This is a genomic window from Flagellimonas zhangzhouensis (assembly GCF_900102925.1).
Lineage (GTDB): Bacteria > Bacteroidota > Bacteroidia > Flavobacteriales > Flavobacteriaceae > Flagellimonas > Flagellimonas zhangzhouensis.
Genome location: NZ_FNKI01000001.1, coordinates 1,090,058 through 1,113,594, shown reverse-complemented (window position 1 = coordinate 1,113,594; position 23,537 = coordinate 1,090,058). Strand labels below are relative to the sequence as shown.

Genomic DNA, 23,537 nt, shown 5'->3' with positions numbered 1-23,537 from the left:
GCAACAATGACTGAATTTCAGCAACAGATACTTCAAGGCATACCCGAGCAACTTCCCGCAAAAAAAGCCTATCCAAAAAATGGGAATCCCGCGCCAAAACGGAAAGACATCCTTTCCAGAGAAGAGAAAAAACTGGCCGTGCAAAATGCGCTACGTTATTTTCCCGAAGCTTGGCATAAAGAACTTGCTTCTGAATTTGCGGAGGAGTTAAAAACCTATGGTCGCATTTATATGCATCGATTCAAGCCCGATTATGAAATGTTTGCCCGACCCATTTCAGAATATCCAGCGAAATCGCATCAGGCAGCTGCCATCATGTTGATGATCCAAAACAATTTGGATCCTGCTGTGGCTCAGCATCCAGAGGAACTGATCACGTACGGAGGAAATGGAGCGGTTTTCCAAAACTGGGCGCAATACCTGCTCACCATGAAATATTTGGCTGAAATGACAGAAGAACAGACCTTGAACATGTATTCAGGCCACCCAATGGGACTGTTTCCATCTTCCAAAGAAGCTCCTAGAGTAGTCGTCACCAACGGAATGATGATTCCGAACTATTCCAAGCCTGATGATTGGGAACGCTTCAACGCACTTGGAGTTACCCAATACGGGCAGATGACAGCAGGTTCCTATATGTATATTGGTCCACAAGGCATTGTCCACGGAACGGCCATCACGGTCATGAACGCTTTTAGAAAAGTATTGGACAAAAACGAATCCCCCGAGGGCAAAATTTTCTTGACTGCTGGACTTGGAGGCATGAGTGGTGCCCAACCCAAAGCAGGAAATATTGCTGGAGGTATTACAATTTGTGCAGAAGTAAACCCTGAAGCTGCCAAAAAACGTCACGACCAAGGTTGGGTGGATGAATTGTTGGTGGATTTGGATTTATTGGTAGTCAGAACCAAAGATGCGGTAAAAAACAAGGAAGTGGTTTCCTTGGCATACATCGGCAACGTAGTGGACGTTTGGGAGCGCTTTTACGAAGAGGACATTTTTATCCAATTGGGTTCCGACCAAACCTCTTTGCATAATCCATGGGCAGGTGGTTATTATCCCGTGGGACTTTCTTTTGAAGAATCCAACGCCTTAATGGTGGACAATCCCGAGGCATTCAAAGAAAAAGTTCAAGAATCGCTTCGACGACAAATCAATGCCATCAACAAGCACACCGCAAAAGGCACTTACTTTTTTGATTACGGAAATGCCTTTTTATTGGAAGTTTCCCGAGCAGGTGGCGATGTGATGGCCGAAAACAATATCGATTTCAGGTATCCGTCCTATGTGCAGGATATTTTGGGGCCCATGTGTTTCGATTACGGTTTTGGACCATTCCGATGGGTGTGCACCTCAGGCGACCCAAAAGATCTTCAAAAAACAGATGCCATAGCCCTTGAGGTGATGAAAAAAATAAAGTCTGAAGCTCCCGAAGAAATCCAACAGCAAATGCAGGACAACATCAAATGGATTTCAGAAGCGGAACAGAACAAATTAGTGGTTGGCTCACAAGCGCGAATCCTATATGCCGATGCCGAGGGACGAAGCAAAATTGCGGATGCTTTTAACAACGCCATTGCCAAAGGGGAAATCAGCGCTCCTGTGGTTTTGGGTCGCGACCATCACGATGTTAGCGGAACGGATTCTCCCTTTAGGGAAACCAGCAATATTTACGACGGTAGCAAGTTCACCGCCGATATGGCCATCCAAAATGTGATTGGCGATAGTTTTAGAAGTGCTACTTGGGTTTCCATCCACAATGGTGGAGGTGTTGGCTGGGGCGAAGTGATCAACGGTGGATTTGGCATGGTACTCGACGGTTCAGAAGAAGCCTCCATCCGCTTGAAGAGAATGCTGTTCTTTGATGTGAACAATGGGATTTCCCGCAGAAGTTGGGCACGGAACAAAGAGGCCCGATTTGCGATTGAACGAGAAATGGAACGCTCACCTAATTTAAAAGTGACTTTACCGTATCTTGTAGAATCAGATATTTTGGACGATCTTTTTTAATGTGATGAAACACTACGAAACCCCGAAAAAGAACCTTTGGACAGGCAAAATCACCAATAAATGGCTGTACCTGCATGAAAAAGTGCATTGCACACCCTTGTATGAGCTTCCCGAAGCCCAGAAAAAATCCATTGCCCTTTTGGGCTATGCCTGCGATGCTGGGGTGCACCGCAACCAAGGTCGAGTTGGAGCCGCCGAGGGCCCAGATGCCATAAAAAGTAGCTTTGGAAAAATGCCCAACCACTTAGGGAGCAATGTGCTGTTGCACGATGTAGGGTCCATTACCTGTTCCAACAGCGATATGGAATCGGCCCAAGAGCAACTTGCTGAAGCCATTACATCTCTTTTAGAGAAAAAACAATTTCCGATTGTTTTGGGTGGTGGGCACGATTTGGCCTATGGCCATTACCAAGGCATCAAAACCTATTTGGACGCCAAAAAAGAGGGGCAGACTATCGGCATCATCAATTTTGATGCTCATTTTGACCTGCAGAAAAACACCGAACAAGGGAATTCTGGCACTCCATTCTATCAAATTGCCAAGGATTGTAAAAAAGAGGGTATCAACTTTAATTATCTCTGTTTGGGTATCCGAAAAGATGCCAACGATAGAAACTTGTTCCAAACAGCAAGGGATCTTGATGTCATCTACGTGATGAACGACACCTTTCAAATTCCGCTTCTGGCTGAAATCACCACATGGATCAACGCCTTTACCAAAAATGTGGACCACATTTATGTGACCATTGATTTGGATGGATTCTCCTCGGCATTTGCACCAGGGGTGAGTGCACCCTCACCTATGGGTTTTACACCTCATATGGTTTTGGAATGCTTAAAACCCATTATTGCTTCGGGCAAACTGATCAGTATGGATATTGCCGAAATGAATCCCAAGTACGATATTGACGGACAAACGGCAAAACTGGCCGCTTCTTTGGTTCACCATGTAGCGCATAGCGTTTCTGGAAGTTGATATTAATTTGTCATTCTGAGCAAAGCGAAGAATCTATTATTACTTCCTACCAACAAATAGCTTGACACGAATTTAACGAATGCTTGCTAATATTTTGAACAGGCATATCGAGCGCCTGCCGAACGGGCAGGCAGTCGAGATACTGGGCCATAAGCAATAGCACCTCTCGACTACGCTCGAAGTGACATCTACTCGTATCTTTTCACTCCCCACCACAAACAAAAAAAGCCTTCCAAAAGGAAAGCCTTTCATTGGCGAGCATCGTTTTGATGCTTCAACCTGATCCCAATCATCGCGACTGGAATCCAACACAACGGGACAAAGATATAATGATTTTTCGGAAAAAGGGCACCGAAAGTTGTTCATATCTATTTTATGGATTATTTCCTTTTTATTGGATTTATTCCATTATTTAGCTTTCCCTCAATTAAACAATGGAAAAAACGATCTTGCATCTAGACTTGGATACATTTTATGTATCCGTGGAGCGCATCATCAATACAGAGCTTAAAAACAAGCCCTTATTGGTGGGCGGCACCAGTGACCGTGGTGTGGTTGCCGCTTGCAGCTACGAGACCCGTGGATTTGGGGTGCATTCGGGCATGCCCATGAAAATGGCCAAGGAACTTTGTCCAGAGGCCGTGGTGATTCGTGGCAATGCAGGCACCTACAGCAAATATTCGGATGTGGTCACCGAAATCATCAAGGAACACGTTCCCCTTTTCGAAAAATCGAGCATTGATGAATTCTATGCGGACCTATCGGGAATGGACCGTTTTTTTGGCTGTTACAAATACGCCACGGAAATGCGTCAGAAAATCATTCGGGAAACGGGTCTACCCATTTCGTTTGGTTTATCGGTAAACAAAGTGGTTTCCAAGGTGGCTACCAATGAGGCCAAGCCCAACAACCAGCTTAAAATAGATTTTGGTCTTGAAAAGCCTTTTTTGGCACCGCTTTCCATCAAAAAGATTCCGATGGTGGGCGACAAGACCTATCAAACCCTAAGAAATTTGGGCATACGGCAAGTAAAGACCATTCAGGATATGCCCATGGACATTATGCAACGGGTGTTGGGCGCCAACGGCCAAATCATTTGGAAAAGGGCCAATGGCATAGACGACACACCCGTGATTCCATTTCACGATAGAAAATCCATTTCCAACGAAAGAACATTTGATAAGGACACTATCGATGTCATCAAACTAAGAGGCATTTTGATTGCCATGACCGAAAACTTGGCCTACCAATTACGTCGGGGCGATAAATTGACGGCCTGCATTGCCGTAAAAATTCGGTATTCCGATTTCAACACCTATTCCAAACAATCACGAATTCCGTACACAAGTGCCGACCATACCCTTATCCCAAAAATTTTGGAACTGTTCAATTCACTGTACAACAAACGGATGTTGGTCCGCCTTATCGGGATTCGATTCAGCCATTTGGTCTCGGGGAATTACCAAATCAACCTTTTTGAAGATACCGAGGAGACCCTGAACCTTTACCAAGCCATGGACTATGTCCGTAACAGGTTTGGAAGTCGAAGCGTACTGCGCGCCTCTGCCATGGGAGCAAAGACCATCGGGAGCATGCACAATCCATTTAACGGAGAACCGCCAGTGGTTTTGGCACATCGAAAACAGTAATTTCTTGTCACCTCGAGCGCAGTCGAGAGGTGTTTTTAATACGTCGATCTCGCATCTCGACTGCGCTCGATATGACAGCTCGACCTCATAATTGAACATTAATAATTGATGACTGACAATTGTATTTAAACTGCCACACATATTACAGTTTACGGTTCGGGACGTTCTCGGAGGTGGAGCTATTGCAATTGGCACAACAGAACCACGTGACCCAATTGGTGCTCACCGACATCAACAATACCTCGGCGGGCTTGAATTTTGTTCGAAAAGCACCCGAATTTGGCGTAAAACCGATTTTGGGGATTGATTTCAGGAATGGGACCGAACCCTGCTTTATTGGTATTGCCCAGAACAACGAGGGGTATCTGGAACTGAACAATTTTTTGTCTCAGCATCTTTATGATAGTTCCAAGATTCCAGATCGAGCGCCTACTTTTAAGAATGTGTTCGTGGTCTATCCATTTGAACAGGTATTGCTCAATGAGCTGGACCATTTTCAGGAACATGAGTTCATCGGAATCTCCATCAAAGATCTGCGTAGGCTTCCGTTTTCCAAATTGGCATCGCTGACAAAAAAATTGGTGGTACAACAACCTATTACTTTTCGAAACAAGCAGGATTTTAATGCCCACAGATTGCTCAGGGCCATCGACAACAATGTACTGTTGAGCAAACTTCCAAAGGAAGAAGAGGCTAATGAAGAAGAGAAAATGTATCCTGTCCAGAATTTGGCCGCTGCGTTTTCAGAGTTTCCTTTTATTCTGGAAAACACGGAAAAACTGCTCAACAAGTGCAGTATCCATTTTGATTTTTCCAAAGACAGAAAACCACAAAACCTGAAAACCTTTTTGGGAAGCGTGGAAGAAGACGAGCAGCTCTTGGAAAAACTCTGCGAGGATGGACTCCCCTACCGATATGAAGAAGTAAACGATTCCATCAACAATCGGTTGAACAAGGAATTGGACCTTATCAAAAAAATGGGGTTTGTTTCCTATTTCTTGATCAATTGGGAAATTGTTTCCGAAGCAAGACGAAGAGGATTCTTTTATGTGGGCCGAGGTAGTGGTGCCAACAGCATTGTGGCCTACCTACTCCGCATCACCGATGTGGATCCCATGGAACTCGATTTATATTTTGAGCGGTTCATTAACCTCTATCGAGCTAATCCTCCCGATTTTGACATTGATTTTTCGTGGCGAGACCGCCCTGCGATGACGAAGTACATTTTTGAACGTTTTGAACATGTCGCCCTACTCGGCACCTACGTCACTTTTAAGGAACGGGGCGTTATTCGAGAATTGGGAAAAGTGTTCGGACTCCCTCCCCAAGACATAGAATTTTTGTTGACAGGAAGATATGTGCTTGACCAATTGGACCATGTATCCAAACTCGTACTGAAATACGGTAGCTTGCTCAAGAACAAACCTAATTATTTGAGCATTCACGCAGGGGGAATTTTGATCAGCGACAAACCCTTGCATTGGTTTTCGGCCACCCATCTACCACCAAAAGGTTTTCCAACCACGCAATACGATATGGTGATTGCCGAAAATGTGGGTCTCTACAAATTTGACATTCTGGGACAACGTGGTTTGGGCAAGATCAAGGAAGCCTTGGAAATTGTGGCCTACAATCAACCTGAAAAACTTGCGGACATTGACATTCACAACATCAAGGGATTTAAAAAAGACCCTGTGATCAATAACCTGATCAAAACCGCGCAATGCATGGGCTGTTTTTATGTGGAGTCGCCCGCTATGCGGATGCTACTCAAAAAACTTCAGGTCGATACTTATTTGGGATTAGTGGCTGCCAGTTCCATTATTCGTCCTGGGGTCGCCAAAAGCGGTATGATGCGAGAATATATTCTTCGTCATCGCAACAAGGGCAGAACCGAGGAAAAAGCACACCCGATCATGTTGGAAATTATGCCTGACACCTACGGGGTCATGGTCTACCAAGAAGATGTGATCAAAGTGGCCCACCATTTTGCAGGGCTGGATCTTGGTGAAGCAGACGTACTCCGCAGGGGCATGAGTGGCAAGTTCCGTTCACGGGCCGAGTTCCAAAAAGTGCAGGACAAGTTTATTTCCAATTGTAGAAAAAAGGGCTACGCAGAATCCTTAATCTCTGAAATATGGAACCAAGTGGCCAGTTTTGCGGGCTATGCTTTTGCCAAGGGACACTCTGCTTCCTATGCCGTGGAGAGTTATCAAAGCTTGTTTTTGAGAACCTATTTTCCTTTGGAATATATGGTCGCCGTACTCAATAATGGTGGTGGGTTTTATCGTTCGGAATTCTATGTGCACGATGCCCGTATGCTCGGCGCCACCATTCATCCACCTTGTGTGAACAACAGTATGGCCGTAAACCGCATTTATGGGACTCATATTTATTTGGGGATGATGTATCTCCGCGATTTGGAAAACAGGGTCATGGAACGCATCCTGAAAGAACGCATGCTCCACGGAAGTTTCACTTCTTTGGAAGATTTCTTAGATCGGGTGTTCATCCGCATGGAGCAACTTTCCATTTTGATTCGTATTGATGCTTTCCGATTTACAGGAATCAACAAGCACGAATTGCTCTGGAAAGCCCATTTGATGCTCTCCAAAAACGACAGATTGGAACACCCGAAGCTCTTTCCACCAAGGCATCAAAAATTCCAGATGCCCCAACTGAACACCACGGCTTTGGAAACCGCTTTTGAGCAATTGGAACTCTTGGGCTTCTGTCTCTGCAGTCCTTTTGAATTGTTGGAAGAGCCTCCCAAAAACACCAATGGACAAAAAGATTTGGAGGCTTATCTCAACAAACACATCGACATCTACGGCTATCTGGTAACGGTTAAGAACACTTCGACCCATGATGGAAAGCGCATGTATTTTGCCACTTTCGTAGATCAATTTGGCGAAGTGTTTGACACGGTGCTCTTCCCTCCCGTGGCGGTCAAATATTATTTCAGGGGAAAGGGCATCTACCGTTCCTATGGCAAGGTGGTGGAAGAATTTGGTTTCTTGAGCATTGAGGTCATCAAAATGAAAAAGGAAAACTACATCCAAGATCCTCGCTATGCCGATATGCGAACGAGCAAAAAATTACTGGACCAAAAGAAGTGAGCGGAATACCGTAACTTAGGATTAGAATTAAAACAAATCCTCAAGGTCCATGGCAAAAGAATTCACCAGAAACGTTTCACTCACAGGAGAAATCAAATTTACTGGACTGCGACTTAAGGAACCCATGCACCATTCTGCAGGGCTGCTTGGTGTAAAGGAGGCATTGCGGCATACCTTTAAGGAAATGGGAATTGCCAAGTCCATGAAAACCCTTGCAGAAATGAACCAAGAGGATGGCTTTCGCTGCCCCAGTTGTGCATGGCCCGTTCCAAAAAACCCCTCAAACATTGCTGAATATTGTGAAAATGGCGCAAAGGCATTAGCCGATGAAGCCACGAAAGATCATATTGGAGCGGACTTCTTCTCCAAACATTCCGTGGAAGAATTGTCCCTTTTAAGCGATTACGAACTCAACAAATTGGGACGCGTTGTGGAACCCATGGTGTTACGTCCCAACAGCGTTTATTACGAACCCATCGATTGGGCCGAAGCCTATGATTTGATTGCAGAAAAATTGCACCAATTGAATACTCCGAACGAGGCCATTTTTTATACTTCGGGGCGATCCAGCAACGAAGCCGCTTTTTTATATGGCATGTTCGCCCGAGCTTTTGGCACCAACAATATGCCCGATTGCTCCAACATGTGCCATGAATCTTCTGGGGTGGCCTTATCGCAAACGCTTGGCATTGGAAAAGGTTCGGTTACCTTGGATGATTTGCATGGAGCGGAAGTGGTTTTGGTAGTAGGGCAAAATCCAGGTACCAACCATCCTAGAATGTTATCTGCTTTGGAAAAATGCAAAAAGAATGGCGGAAAAGTCATTAGCATCAACCCTTTGGCAGAAACAGGACTGGTCAGTTTTAAAAATCCTCAAAAGGTATCGGGCATCTTGGGCCATGGACAAAAGATTGCCGATTTGCACCTACCAGTTCGCATCAATGAGGATATCGCTCTTGCCAAATTGATTTTGAAAAAATTAGTCACTTTGGATGCGCAACATTCAAATGTTCTGGACCATGAATTTATCGTAGAATATGTGGATGGTTATGATGAATTAATCGAAAACTTATCCAAATACGAAATAGAAGAACTGCAACGCAGAACAGGCGTTTCCATGCGTAAAATTGATAAAGCGGTTCAATTGTTAGCAGAAAAATCCAACATTGTGATCTGTTGGGCCATGGGCATTACCCAACACAAAAATGCCGTGAACTGTATTCAGGAATATATAAACATTCTCTTGCTAAAAGGTGCCATTGGAAAACCATTTGCAGGCACTTGTCCCGTTCGTGGCCACAGCAATGTGCAAGGTGACCGTTCCGTGGGCATTATGCACTATGTGAACAAAACGTTGAACCAAAAAATAAAGGAACACCTCCTATTTGACCCACCCACAGAACAAGGGTATGACACTGTGGAAGCCATACAAGCCATGCACGAGAAAAAGGCCAAAGTCTTTATTTGTTTGGGTGGCAACTTCGTAATGGCAGCTTCGGATACGCAATACACGGCCGAGGCCATTGAAAATTGTATCCTTACTGTTCAAATTAGTACCAAATTAAATCGAAGTCATTTGGTGACGGGAAAAACAGCTTTGCTTCTACCCACTTATGGTCGGTCGGAAAAAGATGAGAAAAATGGGGAACTGCAATTCATGACCATGGAAAGCAGTATGGGAAAAGTAAGGCAAAGCAAAGGGCTTCTCCCTCCAGCTTCGGAACATATTAAAAGTGAGCCCGAGATTATTTCACAAATGGCCCATGCCTATTTTAAAGGAGAACACCCTATGGATTGGAATGCTTTGGGTCAAGACTATAATCTTATTCGAAATTTGATTGATAAAACGGTAAAAGGGTTTGAAAACACCAGCGAGCAATCCAAAGGATTTGGCTATTATCTGCCCAACAATGTCCGTGAGCGGGATTTTAGAATGCTTCCGAACGGAATGGCACAATTGACCATCAACCCACTTTCTGAACATCAGTTAAAACCCGATGAATTACTGCTGATGACGATTCGTTCCCACGATCAATTCAATACCACAATTTATGGTCTAAATGATCGGTATCGGGGCATTTACAATGAAAGAAGAGTGGTTTTTATGCACGAAGATGACATGAAAGATAGAAACCTCAACAGGTTGGATGTGGTGAATTTGCACAGTTTTTATGATGATATCCAACGTACGGCTGAACAATTCTTGGTAATTCCGTACGACATTCCAAAAGGGAATATGGCCGCCTATTTCCCAGAGACCAATTTATTGGTGCCACACAACCAGTTTGCAGATAAGAGCCAGACTCCCATCAGCAAATCAATAAAGGTTACGGTCGAAAAAGTTTCTTAAACTATTTAAAAGCTGGAATCCCTGTGATATCTGCCCCAGTGATCAACAAGTGAATGTCATGAGTGCCCTCGTAAGTAATCACACTTTCAAGATTCATCATGTGGCGCATAATGCTGTATTCGCCTGTGATTCCCATTCCACCCAACATTTGTCTTGCCTCACGTGCAATTTTAATGGCCATTTCCACATTGTTTCGCTTCGCCATGGAAATTTGGGCTGTAGTCGCCCTACCCTCATTTTTAAGTTGCCCCAAACGGAAAGCCAATAATTGTGCTTTGGTGATCTCGGTGATCATTTCGGCCAATTTCTTTTGTTGAAGTTGATAAGCAGCAATTGGTTTTCCAAACTGTATACGTTCTTTAGCATATCTAAGTGCGGTATCGTAACAATCCATTGCTGCACCGATGGCACCCCAAGCTATTCCAAACCGAGCGGAATCCAAACAACCTAGCGGAGCACCCAATCCACTTTTGCCAGACAATAGATTTTCCTTTGGAACTTTTACATTATCAAAAATAAGCTCACCCGTGGCCGAAGCACGAAGCGACCATTTATTGTGCGTTTCTGGAGTGGAAAAACCCTCCATTCCACGTTCCACGATCAAACCATGAATTCGACCCTCTTCGTTCTTGGCCCAAACCACAGCCACATCGGCAAACGGGGAATTTGAAATCCACAATTTGGCTCCATTCAACACATAGTGATCACCTGCCTCCTTGAACTTGGTTTCCATCCCTCCAGGGTTGGATCCATGATTGGGCTCTGTCAATCCAAAACACCCCATCCACTCCCCTGAGGCCAACTTGGGCAAGTATTTTTTACGCTGTTCTTCCGAACCGTAGGCAAAAATGGGATACATCACCAAAGAAGATTGTACCGAAGCCGTTGAACGAACCCCGCTATCTCCTCGCTCAATTTCTTGCATAATCAACCCGTAACTTATCTGATCTAATCCTGCTCCGCCATATTCTTCGGGAATGTAGGGGCCAAAAGCACCGATTTCTGCCAAACCAGCAATAATCTGCTTTGGGAATTCTGCTTTTTGGGCATATTCCTCAATGATTGGGGACACATCTCGCTTTACCCATTGACGTGCGGCATCGCGCACTAATTTATGCTCTTCAGAAAGCAAATCATCCAAATTGTAGTAGTCAGGGGCTTCGAATAAGTCGGGTTTCATTGATTATAATTTTATTTTGTCATTCCTGCGCAGGCAGGAATCCATTTTTATTGTAACTGAATTTTCTTGTTGCTTCGACTATCTGCCTGCCGCAGGCTGGCGCTCAGCAACCATTTGATATGAATTTTAACACATCACACAATTTGTCAAATATAACATTTAGCTTTGGTATTGTTACATTTTTAAATAAAATGCTTGCGTAAGCTCAATATACTCTTTTGTGTAGTCATGACGGCCATGTTCTATGGTCAATTCATTTTCCTTTACCGCTACTTTTTTTCTGCTAAATTCCATTAGGCTTCTTTTAAAATCAGCGTCAGGATTTCCCTTAACTCTTGTGATTCGATTTGGGTATAATCCGACATTGGAACACAACTCCATAAAATAGATTTCTTCTTTATGAGGAATAATGACTGCAAATCGTCCATCTGCAATCAATAGTTTGGAAACCCCATCGACCAATTCATCAAAAGGCAACGAACTGTTCTGTCTTGCTTTGTCCCTTGCATCATCTCCACTACCCACTTCTTCAGCATAAAATGGTGGATTGGAAATAATTAAATCATACTCCTCATCCATTTCATCCACAAATTCATCAAAACCTGCATGATAACAGAAAAGTCTGTCTCCCCATGGTGAAGCCTCAAAATTGGCAACGCATTGCTCATAGGCATCATCATCCAACTCAATGGCATCGATAAGTTCGGCATGGGAACGCTGTGCCATTTGTAAAGCAATCAGGCCCGTGCCAGCTCCGATATCCAAAATGGAATACGGTTGATGTTCCAAAGATGCCCATGCACCTAAAAGCACGCCATCGGTGCCCACTTTCATGGCGCATTGATCTTGGTGAATCGTGAATTGTTTGAATTTAAAGGGTGTTGACATTACACAATTAAATTGGGGTATACTTTGCAAAAATAAAATTTGATGGCATTAAATTACCATCTTCATAATTCTTATCCGTCATTACCCTTGAAGTTTTGTATTGATTTCTCCAAGCCCGATTTTTGGGGCATAATAACCAACCAAAAACCCCCGATGAACAGAATATTTCTAGTTGCCGTTCTTTCCATTTTTTGTTTCAACCTAACCAACGCCCAAAAGAAAATTTGGGACGAAACGGACGCCGAAAAAGAAAAACGCTTAGAATGGTGGACCGAAGCTCGGTTCGGCATGTTCATTCATTGGGGGCTTTATTCCCAAGCTGCCCGCCACGAATGGGTACAGAAAAAAGAGCGCATTCCGAATGAGGAATACCAAAAATACTTCGACCTGTTCAACCCAGACCTTTACGACCCCACCGAATGGGCCAAAAAAGCTAAGGCCGCTGGCATGAAATATGCCGTGATCACCACAAAACACCATGAGGGTTTCACCCTTTTCGATTCCAAATACACCGATTTTAAAATCACCAATAGTCCTTATGGAAAAGATGCCATTCAAGAGTGGGTTGATGCTTTTAGGGCAGAAGGATTGAAAGTTGGATTTTATTATTCGCTTTTGGATTGGCATCACCCTGACTATACCATTGACCGTAACCATCCTATGAGTGTCGAAACCCAAAAGGAATACGATAAATTGAACAAGGGCAAGGACATGGATGTCTACCGACAGTACCTGAAAGACCAGGTTACAGAAATCCTTACCAATTACGGTAAAATTGACCTTTTATGGTTGGATTATTCGTTTCCCGATCCCTTTGGGAAAAGTGGCGAGGATTGGGATTCGGAAGGACTTCTGAAACTAGTTCGTAAACTTCAACCTGAAATCATCATAAATGACAGAGCTGGCATTAAGGATTATGCTGGTGGATGGGATTACACCACTCCTGAGCAGTTTAAGGTGAAAAAATGGTTGGAATATGAGGGCAAACGTGTGCCTTGGGAAACGTGCCAAACCTTTTCTGGATCTTGGGGCTATTACCGTGACGAGCATACTTGGAAAAACAAAAGACAATTGTTGACACTTTTGATTGAATCTGTGAGCAAGGGTGGAAACGTGCTATTAAACGTCGGCCCTACAGGCAGAGGGACTTTTGATTATAGAGTAGACAATGCATTGGAAGGTATGGGTGAATGGATGAAATACAACGACCGCTCCATTTATGGAGCTACCCAAGCTCCTGATGACATTAAAGCTCCTGATAATTCCATTTTGACGTACAACCCTAAAACGAATAGACTTTACATTCACTTGTTGGATTACCCTATAAAATATTTGTTGTTGGAGGGGATGAAAGATAAAATCAAATATGCGCAGTTTTTGCATGATGCCTCTGAACTTGAAATTTCTGAACCTTACAGCCACTGGATGCACAAGCAGACATTCGGGGAAAACGATATCAATTTGATTTTACCCGTAAACAAGCCGAATGTAGAAATTCCAGTGATTGAAGTGATTTTGAAATAACACACATCTTCATATATAGTTTTTAAAATCCACCTAAAGGTGGATTTTTTTTGTAATTGAATTACCCCGTCAATTGAAAACTAGCATTCGTTGGTTGAAACAAGCCATCCGTTAGATCACCTCAATTTCTTCAAAACCAACACCCTTAATTCGTGGCTTTAATAATGAATAGGCTAATTCCTATTCCATAAAATTCCAATTCTTAAACATCTTATTATGAAGAAATTTTTAGTTGCGATGGTCATTATTGCTGGTACATTTCAAATGGCACAAGCGCAAGAAGAAGGTAAATTCCGTGCTGGACTAGACTTTGGTTATACCATGCCTGATGGAGGAGGTGGTCTTCTATTTGGTATTGAACCCAAGTACAATGTTGCAGACAACATGAACGTGGGTATTCGTTTTGAATCAGCAATTATGGCTAAAAACGTAACTGACTCAGGAGTATCTTTGGAAGCAGATTTAGCTGCAAGTTCATCTTATTTGGGAACTTTTGATTACTATTTTAACAATGGCAGTTCCTCCTTTGCTCCATTCGTCGGTGCAGGTGTAGGTTTTAGCGCTCTAGCCAACCTTAGTTTTGAAGATTTTGGTCCTGATGCGGAAGCAGAAGTTGACGGGAAGTTTGGCGGTATGATTCGTACTGGATTCGAATGGGGTAAATTCCGCGCGGCGGTTAACTATAATCTTATTGGAAAGACCGAAATAGATGGTGCTGAAATTAAAAACTCCTACTTAGGCATTTCCTTAGGCTTCTACGTAGGTGGAGGAAAATGGAAAAAATAAAACTGGCTTTTCAGTTCTATATACCAACAACCACAAAAAGGGCGGCCAATGGCCGCCCTTTTTATTGATAGTATAGTTTTTTATTCTCCAAGATACAAATCCACCAAACCCTCTGGAGTTTTCACATGGATGGTTTGGTTTTCACGGTCCACTTTAATGATGATCTCATCACTTACTGGAATCAGAAGTTCCTTACCGTCCTTTTCCACTTCAAAAAGATCTTGGGAAGCACTATCGTTTACGGCAACAATTTTTCCAATGTCACCATGCACCTCATCCAACATGGTGAACCCAATCACTTCATGAAAGTAAAATTGGTTTCCTTTTAATTTAGGCAACATGGTAAGGGGCAAATACAGTTCCGAACCTATGATTTTATCCGCAGTGGGTTCGTCCTTTACTTCTTCAAAATCAATACGAAGCAAATTGGATTTATGAAGTCGACAGCGGTCAATAAAAAATGGAACCAGATTGTTTCCCAAAGAAACAAATACTGATTCCATATTTTCGTAGATATCGGGTTCATCGGTGTCTAATTTTACCAACACCTCACCCTTAAAGCTGTATTTTGAAACGACTTTGCCCAGGTAGAAACAGTCTTCCTTGCGCATCGTCTAGAGTTCTATTCTTCTTCTTTGGCAGCTTCCTCGGCAGCAGGAGCCTCAGCTTCTGGAGTAGCCTCTTCGGTTGCAGCTTCAGCAGTTTCTTCTGCAGCTTCCTCAGCAACTTCTTCCTCTACTGGCAATGCAGCAGCAGCTCTCTTCTCGTTCACTTCTTTCTCAGCTTCCAAGGCTTTTGCTCTAGCTTCTGCTTCAGCTTTGCTCAAACCATCTTTTTTGGCCTGGATTTTTTGCTCTTTCTCTTCCAACCAAGCTTTGAATTTCTCTTCAACTTGCTCTTCGGTCAAGGCTCCTTTACGAAGTCCACCCAACAAGTGGTGCTTCATCATAACACCTTTATAAGAAAGAATAGCTCTTGCAGTATCGGTAGGTTGTGCACCATTCTGCAACCATTTTACAGAACCATCAATATCCAAGTCGATAGAAGCTGGATTGGTGTTTGGGTTATAAGTTCCCAATTTTTCCAAAAATTTACCGTCTCTTTTTGCTCTGGAATCTGCGGCAACCACCCAATAAAATGGTTTACCTTTTTTACCGTGTCTCTGAAGTCTAATTTTAACTGGCATATCACATTAATTTGTAGGGTGCCCGACCCTTGTTATTAATTCTATTTAATCGCTTGTCTGTTAAGCGGGTGCAAATATAATCCAAATCTCCTAATCCACAACAACTAAACTATTTTTTATTGGTTGATAAATCGTAAAAACTCAATTTCCACAAACAAGACGACTTCCGTACATTTATCCATTCCTTTTTTTGATAGAGAACCTTAGCCTATGTACCTGATTTTTGATACGGAAACCACTGGATTGCCCAAACGATGGGATGCACCCATTACCGATACCGACAACTGGCCGAGATGCGTGCAGATCGCATGGCAGTTGCACGACGAAATGGGAAATTTGGTGGAGCACCAGGATTTTTTGGTTCGTCCCGAGGGATTTAACGTTCCCTATGAAGCAGAACAAATACATGGCATTTCCACTGCCTTGGCAGAACAAGAGGGTAAATCTTTGGAGTTTGTTTTAGAGGCTTTCAACAAAGCTTTGATTCAAGCCAAATTTATTGTGGGTCAAAATGTAGGTTTCGATGTAAATATTATGGGGTGCGAGTTCCACCGTAAAGGAGTGGAAAACAAAATGGAAAACCTCCCAATTTTAGACACCTGTACTGAACATACCGCAGAATTGTGTAAAATTCCTGGTGGTCGCGGTGGCAAGTTCAAACTACCCACCTTGACCGAATTGCACGAGTTCCTTTTTGGCGAACCTTTCGCAGAAGCGCACAATGCAACCGCCGATGTGGAGGCTACTACCCGTTGTTTTTTAGAACTAGTTCGTAAAAAGCAATTCAGCGTTCAGGAGCTGGATGTGCAGCCTGATTATTTTGAGCATTTTTCCGAGGCCAATCCAAAAGAGATTGAGCTTATCGGTCTAAAACATATCAACCTAAAGGCGGCTTCCAAAAAAATTGCGGATGCCCTTTGGGCCCAAGATACGGGTGAAATATCCGAAGCGGAAATCCAAGAAAACATCCAAACCTTGGAGGATGCCCCTTTTGCCCATTTGCATAACCATTCCCAGTTTTCGGTACTTCAGTCTACCATTAATATTAAGGACCTGGTAAAAGCTACTGCTCAAAATGGAATGCCTGCCGTTGCTCTTACCGACCACGCTAATATGATGGGTGCCTTTCACTTTGTGAAAGAGATCATGGCGCACAACAAGGCTGCAAAAGACAAAAATGCCGAACTCGAAGCGAATGGGGAACAGCCTACCGAGACTGAAATCACTCCCATTGTAGGATGCGAGTTTTATGTCTGTGAGGATTACACCAATAAAAATGTAAAAGACTACGGGCATCAAATTGTATTGTTGGCCAAAAACAAAAAAGGGTATCACAACCTCGCCAAAATGTCGTCTATCGCCTATACCGATGGATTTTACTATGTGCCCCGTATCGACAAAAAAATTGTGGAGCAATACAAGGAAAATGTGATTGCCCTCACGGGAAACCTTTATGGTGAAGTCCCAAACAAAATATTGAATGTTGGTGAAAAGCAGGCCGAAGAAGCCTTACTTTGGTGGAAAGAGCAGTTTGGCGAAGATTTCTACATCGAAATTATGCGTCACGGACAAGAAGATGAGGACCGCGTAAACCAAGTGCTCCTGCAAATGGCCAAGGACCATAATGTGAAATTGGTGGCTACCAACAACACCTATTATTGCGATAAAAAAGATGCCGAGGCCCACGATATTCTCCTTTGTGTTAAGGATGGAGAAAAACAGTCCACCCCAATTGGTCGTGGACGCGGTTATCGCTACGGATTGCCCAACCAAGAATATTATTACAAGTCTTCGGATGAAATGAAGGAACTCTTTAAAGATGTTCCCGAAGCCATTTTAAATATTAAGGAGATTGTAGATAAAATAGAGCCTTACAACCTTGCCAGCGATATTTTACTTCCAAAATTTGGCATTCCTGAAGAATTTAAAGTGGCCGAAGATGATGAGGATGGTGGAAAAAGAGGTGAAAATGCCTATTTGAGACATATTACTTACGAAGGGGCCAAAAAACGGTATGGGGAAATCACTCCAGAAATCTCCGAACGCATCGATTTTGAGTTGGAGACCATCAAAAACTCTGGCTACCCTGGTTACTTTTTAATTGTGGAAGATTTTATCCGCGAAGCGCGAAACATGGATGTATCCGTAGGTCCAGGTCGTGGTTCGGCAGCGGGTTCGGTGGTCGCCTATTGTTTGACCATTACGAATATTGACCCGCTTAAATACGATCTGCTTTTTGAGCGTTTCCTAAACCCAGATAGGGTGTCCATGCCCGATATTGATATTGATTTTGATGATGAGGGCCGTGGACGTGTCATGGATTATGTGATCAATAAATATGGTGCCAATCAGGTGGCACAGATCATCACCTACGGAACCATGGCGGCCAAAAGTTCCATTAGGGATACAGCAAGGGTACTGGATCTTCCGTTGAGTGATGCCGACCGAATTGCGAAGCTTATTCCCAACATGTCCAAACTGGGTAAGATTTTTGGGGTTCCAGAGGCCGATTTAAAGAAAAAATTCCGTTCCGAAGAACTGGAAAAGGTCAACGAATTGTTGAACATTTCCGATAGCGACGATTTGGAGGGACAAACCGTGAACATGGCCCGAGTGCTGGAAGGTTCGGTTCGAAATACGGGAATTCACGCCTGCGGTGTGATCATTACCCCAGATGATATTACCAATTTCGTTCCTGTTTCTGTTGCCAAGGATTCCGATTTGTACGTAACCCAATTCGATAACTCGGTGGTGGAAAGTGCAGGGCTCCTTAAAATGGATTTCTTGGGACTGAAGACCTTGACCTTGATCAAGGACACCGTGAAAATCGTAAAAGCTCGGACGGGTATTGATTTAGTTCCTGATGATTTCCCATTGGATGACGAGAAGACCTATGAGCTATTTCAACGAGGAGATACGGTAGGGATATTCCAATACGAATCCCCTGGGATGCAAAAGCATATGAAAACCTTGAAACCAACGGTTTTTGATGACTTGATTGCCATGAACGCGCTGTATCGTCCAGGTCCAATGGAATATATTCCAAGTTTTATTGCACGGAAGCATGGGGAGGAAGAGATTACCTATGATCTTCCCGACATGGAGGAATACCTCCAAGAAACCTACGGGATTACGGTGTACCAAGAGCAGGTGATGTTGCTTTCCCAAAAATTGGCAGGATTCTCCAAAGGTGATGCGGACGTTCTCCGAAAAGCGATGGGTAAAAAGATTTTCGCCCTGCTGGAAAAACTAAAACCCCAATTTTTGGATGGTGGTGAAAAAAATGGCCATCCACGTGATGTTCTAGAAAAAATTTGGAAAGACTGGGAAGCATTTGCCTCCTACGCATTCAACAAAAGTCACTCTACCTGCTACGCCTATATCGCTTATCAAACGGCTTATTTAAAAGCCCACTACCCTGCCGAATATATGGCTGCGGTGTTGTCCAACAACATGAACGACATTAAGCAGGTGACTTTCTTTATGGAAGAATGTAAGCGCATGGGATTGGAAGTTTTGGGTCCAGACGTAAACGAATCCTACTACAAATTTGCCGTAAACAAGGAAAATGCGGTCCGTTTTGGGATGGGAGCCATTAAAGGCGTAGGTCGTTCTGCAGTGGAAACCATTGTAGAAAACCGAAAAGAGGATGGACATTATCGATCCATATTCGATATGGCAAAACGGATTGATCTTCGTGCTGCCAACAAAAAAGCGTTTGAGAACTTGGCCTTAGCTGGTGGATTTGATTCCTTTTCCGATACGCATCGTGCACAATATTTCCATGATGAGGGAGACGGTATTACCTTTTTGGAAAAGGCTGTAAAATATGGTGCAAAGTTCCAAGAGAATGAGAATTCCTCCCAAGTAAGTTTGTTTGGGGAAGCCAGTGATGTGCAGATTCCAGAACCTATTATTCCACCATGCGAAGAATGGGGTACTATGGAAAAACTGCGTCGCGAAAAAGAAGTGGTCGGAATTTATTTATCGGGACACCCATTGGATGATTTCAAAAAGGAGATCACTGCCTTTTGCAATAGTGACGTTTCTGCTTTTTCTAATTTAGAGCAATACGTGAACCGTGAACTCACTGCTGCAGGAGTAATTACCGATGTGCAGCACCGTATTTCCAAAAACGGAAAAGGTTGGGGCTTGTTCACTATGGAAGATTATAACGAATCCTACGAGTTTCGAATTTTTGGAGAGGAGTACCTAAAATTCCGTCACTTTTTGATGATTAATTCCTTTGTGTACGTTCGTGCTTATGTGAAAGAAGGTTGGGTGAACCGAGATACGGGCAAAAAAGGAGATCCACGATTACAGTTCAACGATTTTAAGCAGCTTCAAGATGTGATGGAGGCCTTTGCTAGAAAACTCACCATCAAACTGAATCTTGATAAATTACAGGAAAATCGAATTCAAACCTTAAAGGAAACCCTCAACATGCATAAAGGGGATCACCCGTTGAGTTTTGAAGTGTATGAAATGGAGGAAGAAATCAAACTGAAATTATCGGCCCGAAAACAGAAAGTAAAGATAAACAGCGAGTTACTTTCTGAGTTGGAAGCACACGAAATTCATTACAAATTAAATTAGACCATAATTATTGTTGATGGCACAATAATTAAAACGAATATGTTGAATGTAAGTTAGATGGATTTTATTTGACTAACTTTGCCTAATATTAAAAAGAGATAAAAAATGGCACTAGAAATAACAGATGCAACTTTTGACGAAGTAGTTTTGAAAAGCGATAAACCTGTACTAGTTGACTTTTGGGCAGCTTGGTGCGGACCTTGTAGAATGGTTGGACCAATCATTGAAGAAGTAAGCCAAGAATACGATGGCAAAGCTGTTGTTGGTAAGGTAGATGTTGATGCCAATCAGCAATTCGCAGCCAAATATGGTGTGCGTAACATTCCTACCGTATTGGTTTTTAAAGGTGGAGAAGTGATCAACCGTCAAGTAGGGGTATCTCCTAAAAAGGTTTATACCGACGCAATCGACGCGGCTTTATAATATTGTTTTTACAATGGAATTAGAAAAGGTTTGGCAAATGCCAAGCCTTTTTTGTTTTATCTTGTCGCAAGAAATCACCCATGGACGTACGCTCGGAATTACATAAAGCCCAACTATTTCAAAATCTGGAGCTCTTGGCCAATCAGATTGTTGAAGGATTTATCAGTGGGATTCATAAAAGTCCTTTTCATGGGTTTTCGGCCGAGTTTGCCGAACATAAAATCTACAATCAAGGCGAAAGCACACGACACATTGATTGGAAATTGTTTGCCAAAACGGACCGATTGTACACCAAAAGGTTTGAGGATGAAACCAATTTACGGTGCCATATGATTTTGGACAATTCAGCATCCATGTATTATCCTGAAGTAAAAAATCCATCGATTGAAAACCTGAACAAAATTGGTTTTGGTGTACTGGCCATTGCCACTTTGATGCAGGTTTTGAAAAAACAACGGGATGCTGTTGGGTTGAGCATTTATTCGGACAACTATGATTTTCATAGTTCGGAAAAGAACAGTGAGCGTCATTTTCAGATGTTGTATTCTAAATTGAATGAGGTTGCATCGCATCAAAATGCATCTACTACCACAAAGACCTATACGTACTTGCATCAAATTGCGGAGAAAATCCACCGAAGAAGTTTGATTTTTTTGTTCACAGATATGTTCCAGACCGAAACGGAAGAGGCAAAACTTTTTGAAGCCCTACGTCATCTCAAATACAACAAACATGCTGTGGTTCTTTTTCATTTATTGGATTACGAACACGAATTAAATTTCGACTTTGACAATGCTCCGAAGCGATTTGTAGATGTGGAAACGGGAGCTCATGTAGATTTATATGCAGATTCGATTAAAAAAACCTATGCCGAAAAGGTGATGCAATATCAAGAGGAACTCAAATTAAAGTGCGCTCAATACCGCATTAAGTATGTGGGTGTGGATATTAAATCTGACTTCTCCCAAGTATTGAATTCCTTTATGATCGAGCGTCAAAAATTTGCGTGATCATTTTTTTAAAAAAATGTTTTGTCGAATCCGAAATGAGAATGTATATTTGCACTCGCTTTAAAAAAGCAAATGAACAAGATTTGAATCCCGCTGTTGCAGGAGTCTTTTAGATAAAATCATTGGTCTGGTAGTTCAGTTGGTTAGAATACCTGCCTGTCACGCAGGGGGTCGCGGGTTCGAGTCCCGTCCAGACCGCTTGGAATATTTCCAAATTTATGCAAAAGCCTGTAAATGAAATGTTTACAGGCTTTTTTAATTTCTATTGGCACCAAAAAACGTCAAAAAACACCATCTAAAAGGTGAGCAATTCGGTGCGCATTCCACATTCAAAAAAATGCTCACCGCCATCGCTGTAATTATCTGTTTTATAATTTATTGCAAGGTTTTGTTAACATTTATTTAAGACCTCTTTTTGTACCTTCAAAGTGTTAAATCAAAACCTTTTGCCATGTTCAATACAATCAATGTCATTTTTTACCCCAAAAAAAGAAAATCAAGCAACAATAAATTAGTACCCATCTATGCCCGCATTACATTGGACAGCAAGCGTGCAGAATTCAGCACGGGCAAACAAGTCGACCCTTTAAAGTGGGATGCCAACACTGGTCGATTACGAGGAAAAACTGCAGAAACACTGGTATTGAACCGATTTTTCGACACTTTGAAAGCCAAGTGTGTTTCCATCTATGACGATCTGGTACGCAATGAAGAATACGTGGATGCCGATACCGTAAAGAACATCTTTTTGGGCAAGGGCCAAAAACAGTATATGATCTTGGAAATATTCCGAAATCACAATGACGAAATGGAAAGTTTGGTGGGCCGGGAATATTCCGCCGGAACACTTCAGCGATATAAAGCCGCCAAATCGCATATCTCAGATTACATAGTACACAAGTACCAAAAAAAGGATTTTCCGCTTAAAAAGCTCGATTACGAGTTTATAACAGGCTTTGATTATTATTTGAAGAGCAAAAAAAAGGTTTCACACAATACAGCGACCAAATATATTGTCAATTTAAAGAAAATTGTTCGCATCGCCTATGCCAACCAATGGATCGATCGGGATCCTTTCTTCCACTGGTCGGCCAGTTGGAAACAAAAAGAACGTGAGTTCCTGACCCATGAGGAACTGGAAGCCATGTTAAAGCAAGAATTTGAATTCGAAAGACTTGATACGGTACGTGACATGTTTTTGTTCTGCTGTTATACCGGTCTTGCATTCGCCGATATCGAAAAGTTGACCAAAGATGATCTTGTCAAGGACATCAAGGGAAACAAATGGATCAAGACCAAAAGGAAAAAAACCAAAGTTTTAAGCAGCATTCCACTGTTGAGCATTCCAGAGGCGATTATCGACAAGTACAAAGAACATCCGAGGGTGATCGAAAAAAAGACATTGCTCCCGGTTTACACGAATCAACGCACCAATTCCTACCTCAAGGAAATCGCCACTGCATGCAAGATCAATAAAACTTTGACCACACATTTGGCCAGACACACCTTTGCGACGACCGTTACCCTTTCCAATGGAGTACCCATTGAGTCGGTCAGCAAAATGTTGGGTCATACCTCTTTGAAGACGACCCAGATCTATGCCAAGGTATTGGACAGTAAAATTTCAAACGATATGGAAAAATTGAAAAATGATCCTGCTTTATTAGAGTTCGCCAAGTCCATTTGATTATTATATTCACTTGTTTACCAATTGTCTCATATTGAGACACTCCAATTTTATTTGTATCAATTTGATGAATCTAAAAAAAGCAAAAAAATTCAACTTTTCTATTTTTTTAATGTTTGTATATAGTTTATATATGTTTGTATATACATACTA

General features: G+C 42.6%; 15 protein-coding genes and 1 tRNA gene. 12 read left to right on the top strand and 4 right to left on the bottom strand.

Going from position 1 to position 23,537, the window contains the following annotated elements:
* The first annotated feature begins 6 nt into the window (after positions 1-6).
* From BLQ18_RS04825 to BLQ18_RS04805, 5 genes are all read left to right on the top strand, one after another.
* The gene (locus BLQ18_RS04825) at positions 7-2,010 is read left to right on the top strand and encodes a urocanate hydratase (protein ID WP_090293672.1); all 2,004 of its coding nucleotides are present in this window, start codon (positions 7-9) and stop codon (positions 2,008-2,010) included.
* 4 nt (positions 2,011-2,014) lie between these two features.
* Positions 2,015-2,986 carry a formimidoylglutamase gene (gene hutG / locus BLQ18_RS04820; protein ID WP_090293253.1) on the top strand — a complete coding sequence of 324 codons (972 nt, stop codon included), beginning with the start codon at positions 2,015-2,017 and terminating at the stop codon, positions 2,984-2,986.
* Positions 2,987-3,420: 434 nt separating this feature from the next.
* Entirely contained in the window at positions 3,421-4,635 is a 1,215-nt protein-coding gene (gene dinB / locus BLQ18_RS04815) for a DNA polymerase IV (protein WP_090293250.1), read from the top strand.
* A 119-nt stretch (positions 4,636-4,754) separates the two neighbouring features.
* Entirely contained in the window at positions 4,755-7,754 is a 3,000-nt protein-coding gene (locus BLQ18_RS04810; protein WP_090293247.1) for a DNA polymerase III subunit alpha, read from the top strand.
* A 49-nt stretch (positions 7,755-7,803) separates the two neighbouring features.
* Positions 7,804-10,104, top strand: a complete 2,301-nt coding sequence (locus BLQ18_RS04805) for an FdhF/YdeP family oxidoreductase (RefSeq protein WP_090293245.1) — start codon at positions 7,804-7,806, stop codon at positions 10,102-10,104.
* A 1-nt stretch (position 10,105) separates the two neighbouring features.
* On the opposite strand, the gene BLQ18_RS04800 is transcribed toward BLQ18_RS04805, so the two are convergent.
* Positions 10,106-11,284 carry an acyl-CoA dehydrogenase family protein gene (locus BLQ18_RS04800; protein ID WP_090293242.1) on the bottom strand — a complete coding sequence of 393 codons (1,179 nt, stop codon included), beginning with the start codon at positions 11,282-11,284 and terminating at the stop codon, positions 10,106-10,108.
* A gap of 174 nt (positions 11,285-11,458) precedes the next feature.
* On the bottom strand, positions 11,459-12,172 hold the full coding sequence (locus tag BLQ18_RS04795; RefSeq protein WP_090293238.1) for a tRNA1(Val) (adenine(37)-N6)-methyltransferase: 714 nt from the start codon (positions 12,170-12,172) through the stop codon (positions 11,459-11,461).
* Positions 12,173-12,325: 153 nt separating this feature from the next.
* On the opposite strand from BLQ18_RS04795, the gene BLQ18_RS04790 reads away from it, so the two are divergent.
* The gene (locus BLQ18_RS04790; RefSeq protein ID WP_090293236.1) at positions 12,326-13,696 is read left to right on the top strand and encodes an alpha-L-fucosidase; all 1,371 of its coding nucleotides are present in this window, start codon (positions 12,326-12,328) and stop codon (positions 13,694-13,696) included.
* A gap of 216 nt (positions 13,697-13,912) precedes the next feature.
* Positions 13,913-14,482, top strand: a complete 570-nt coding sequence (locus BLQ18_RS04785; protein WP_090293233.1) for a porin family protein — start codon at positions 13,913-13,915, stop codon at positions 14,480-14,482.
* Positions 14,483-14,562: 80 nt separating this feature from the next.
* On the opposite strand, the gene rimM is transcribed toward BLQ18_RS04785, so the two are convergent.
* Together rimM and BLQ18_RS04775 are read right to left on the bottom strand one after the other, a co-directional pair.
* Positions 14,563-15,093: a ribosome maturation factor RimM gene (gene rimM, locus BLQ18_RS04780; protein ID WP_090293231.1), complete on the bottom strand. Its 531-nt coding sequence runs from the start codon at positions 15,091-15,093 to the stop codon at positions 14,563-14,565.
* Between the two features lie 11 nt (positions 15,094-15,104).
* Complete coding sequence (locus tag BLQ18_RS04775) at positions 15,105-15,668, bottom strand: 30S ribosomal protein S16 (RefSeq protein WP_090293229.1); 564 nt, start codon at positions 15,666-15,668, stop codon at positions 15,105-15,107.
* Between the two features lie 210 nt (positions 15,669-15,878).
* On the opposite strand from BLQ18_RS04775, the gene dnaE reads away from it, so the two are divergent.
* The 5 genes from dnaE to BLQ18_RS04750 all read left to right on the top strand — a co-directional run bounded on the left by dnaE (position 15,879) and on the right by BLQ18_RS04750 (position 23,384).
* Positions 15,879-20,264, top strand: coding sequence for a DNA polymerase III subunit alpha (gene dnaE, locus BLQ18_RS04770; protein WP_090293227.1), 4,386 nt, complete (start codon positions 15,879-15,881; stop codon positions 20,262-20,264).
* Positions 20,265-20,369: 105 nt separating this feature from the next.
* Positions 20,370-20,687 carry a thioredoxin gene (gene trxA / locus BLQ18_RS04765; RefSeq protein ID WP_090293224.1) on the top strand — a complete coding sequence of 106 codons (318 nt, stop codon included), beginning with the start codon at positions 20,370-20,372 and terminating at the stop codon, positions 20,685-20,687.
* Positions 20,688-20,767: 80 nt separating this feature from the next.
* Positions 20,768-21,697, top strand: a complete 930-nt coding sequence (locus BLQ18_RS04760; RefSeq protein WP_090293222.1) for a DUF58 domain-containing protein — start codon at positions 20,768-20,770, stop codon at positions 21,695-21,697.
* Between the two features lie 124 nt (positions 21,698-21,821).
* Positions 21,822-21,895, top strand: a tRNA-Asp gene (locus BLQ18_RS04755).
* A gap of 253 nt (positions 21,896-22,148) precedes the next feature.
* Positions 22,149-23,384 carry a site-specific integrase gene (locus tag BLQ18_RS04750; protein WP_090293220.1) on the top strand — a complete coding sequence of 412 codons (1,236 nt, stop codon included), beginning with the start codon at positions 22,149-22,151 and terminating at the stop codon, positions 23,382-23,384.
* Positions 23,385-23,537 lie beyond the last annotated feature (153 nt).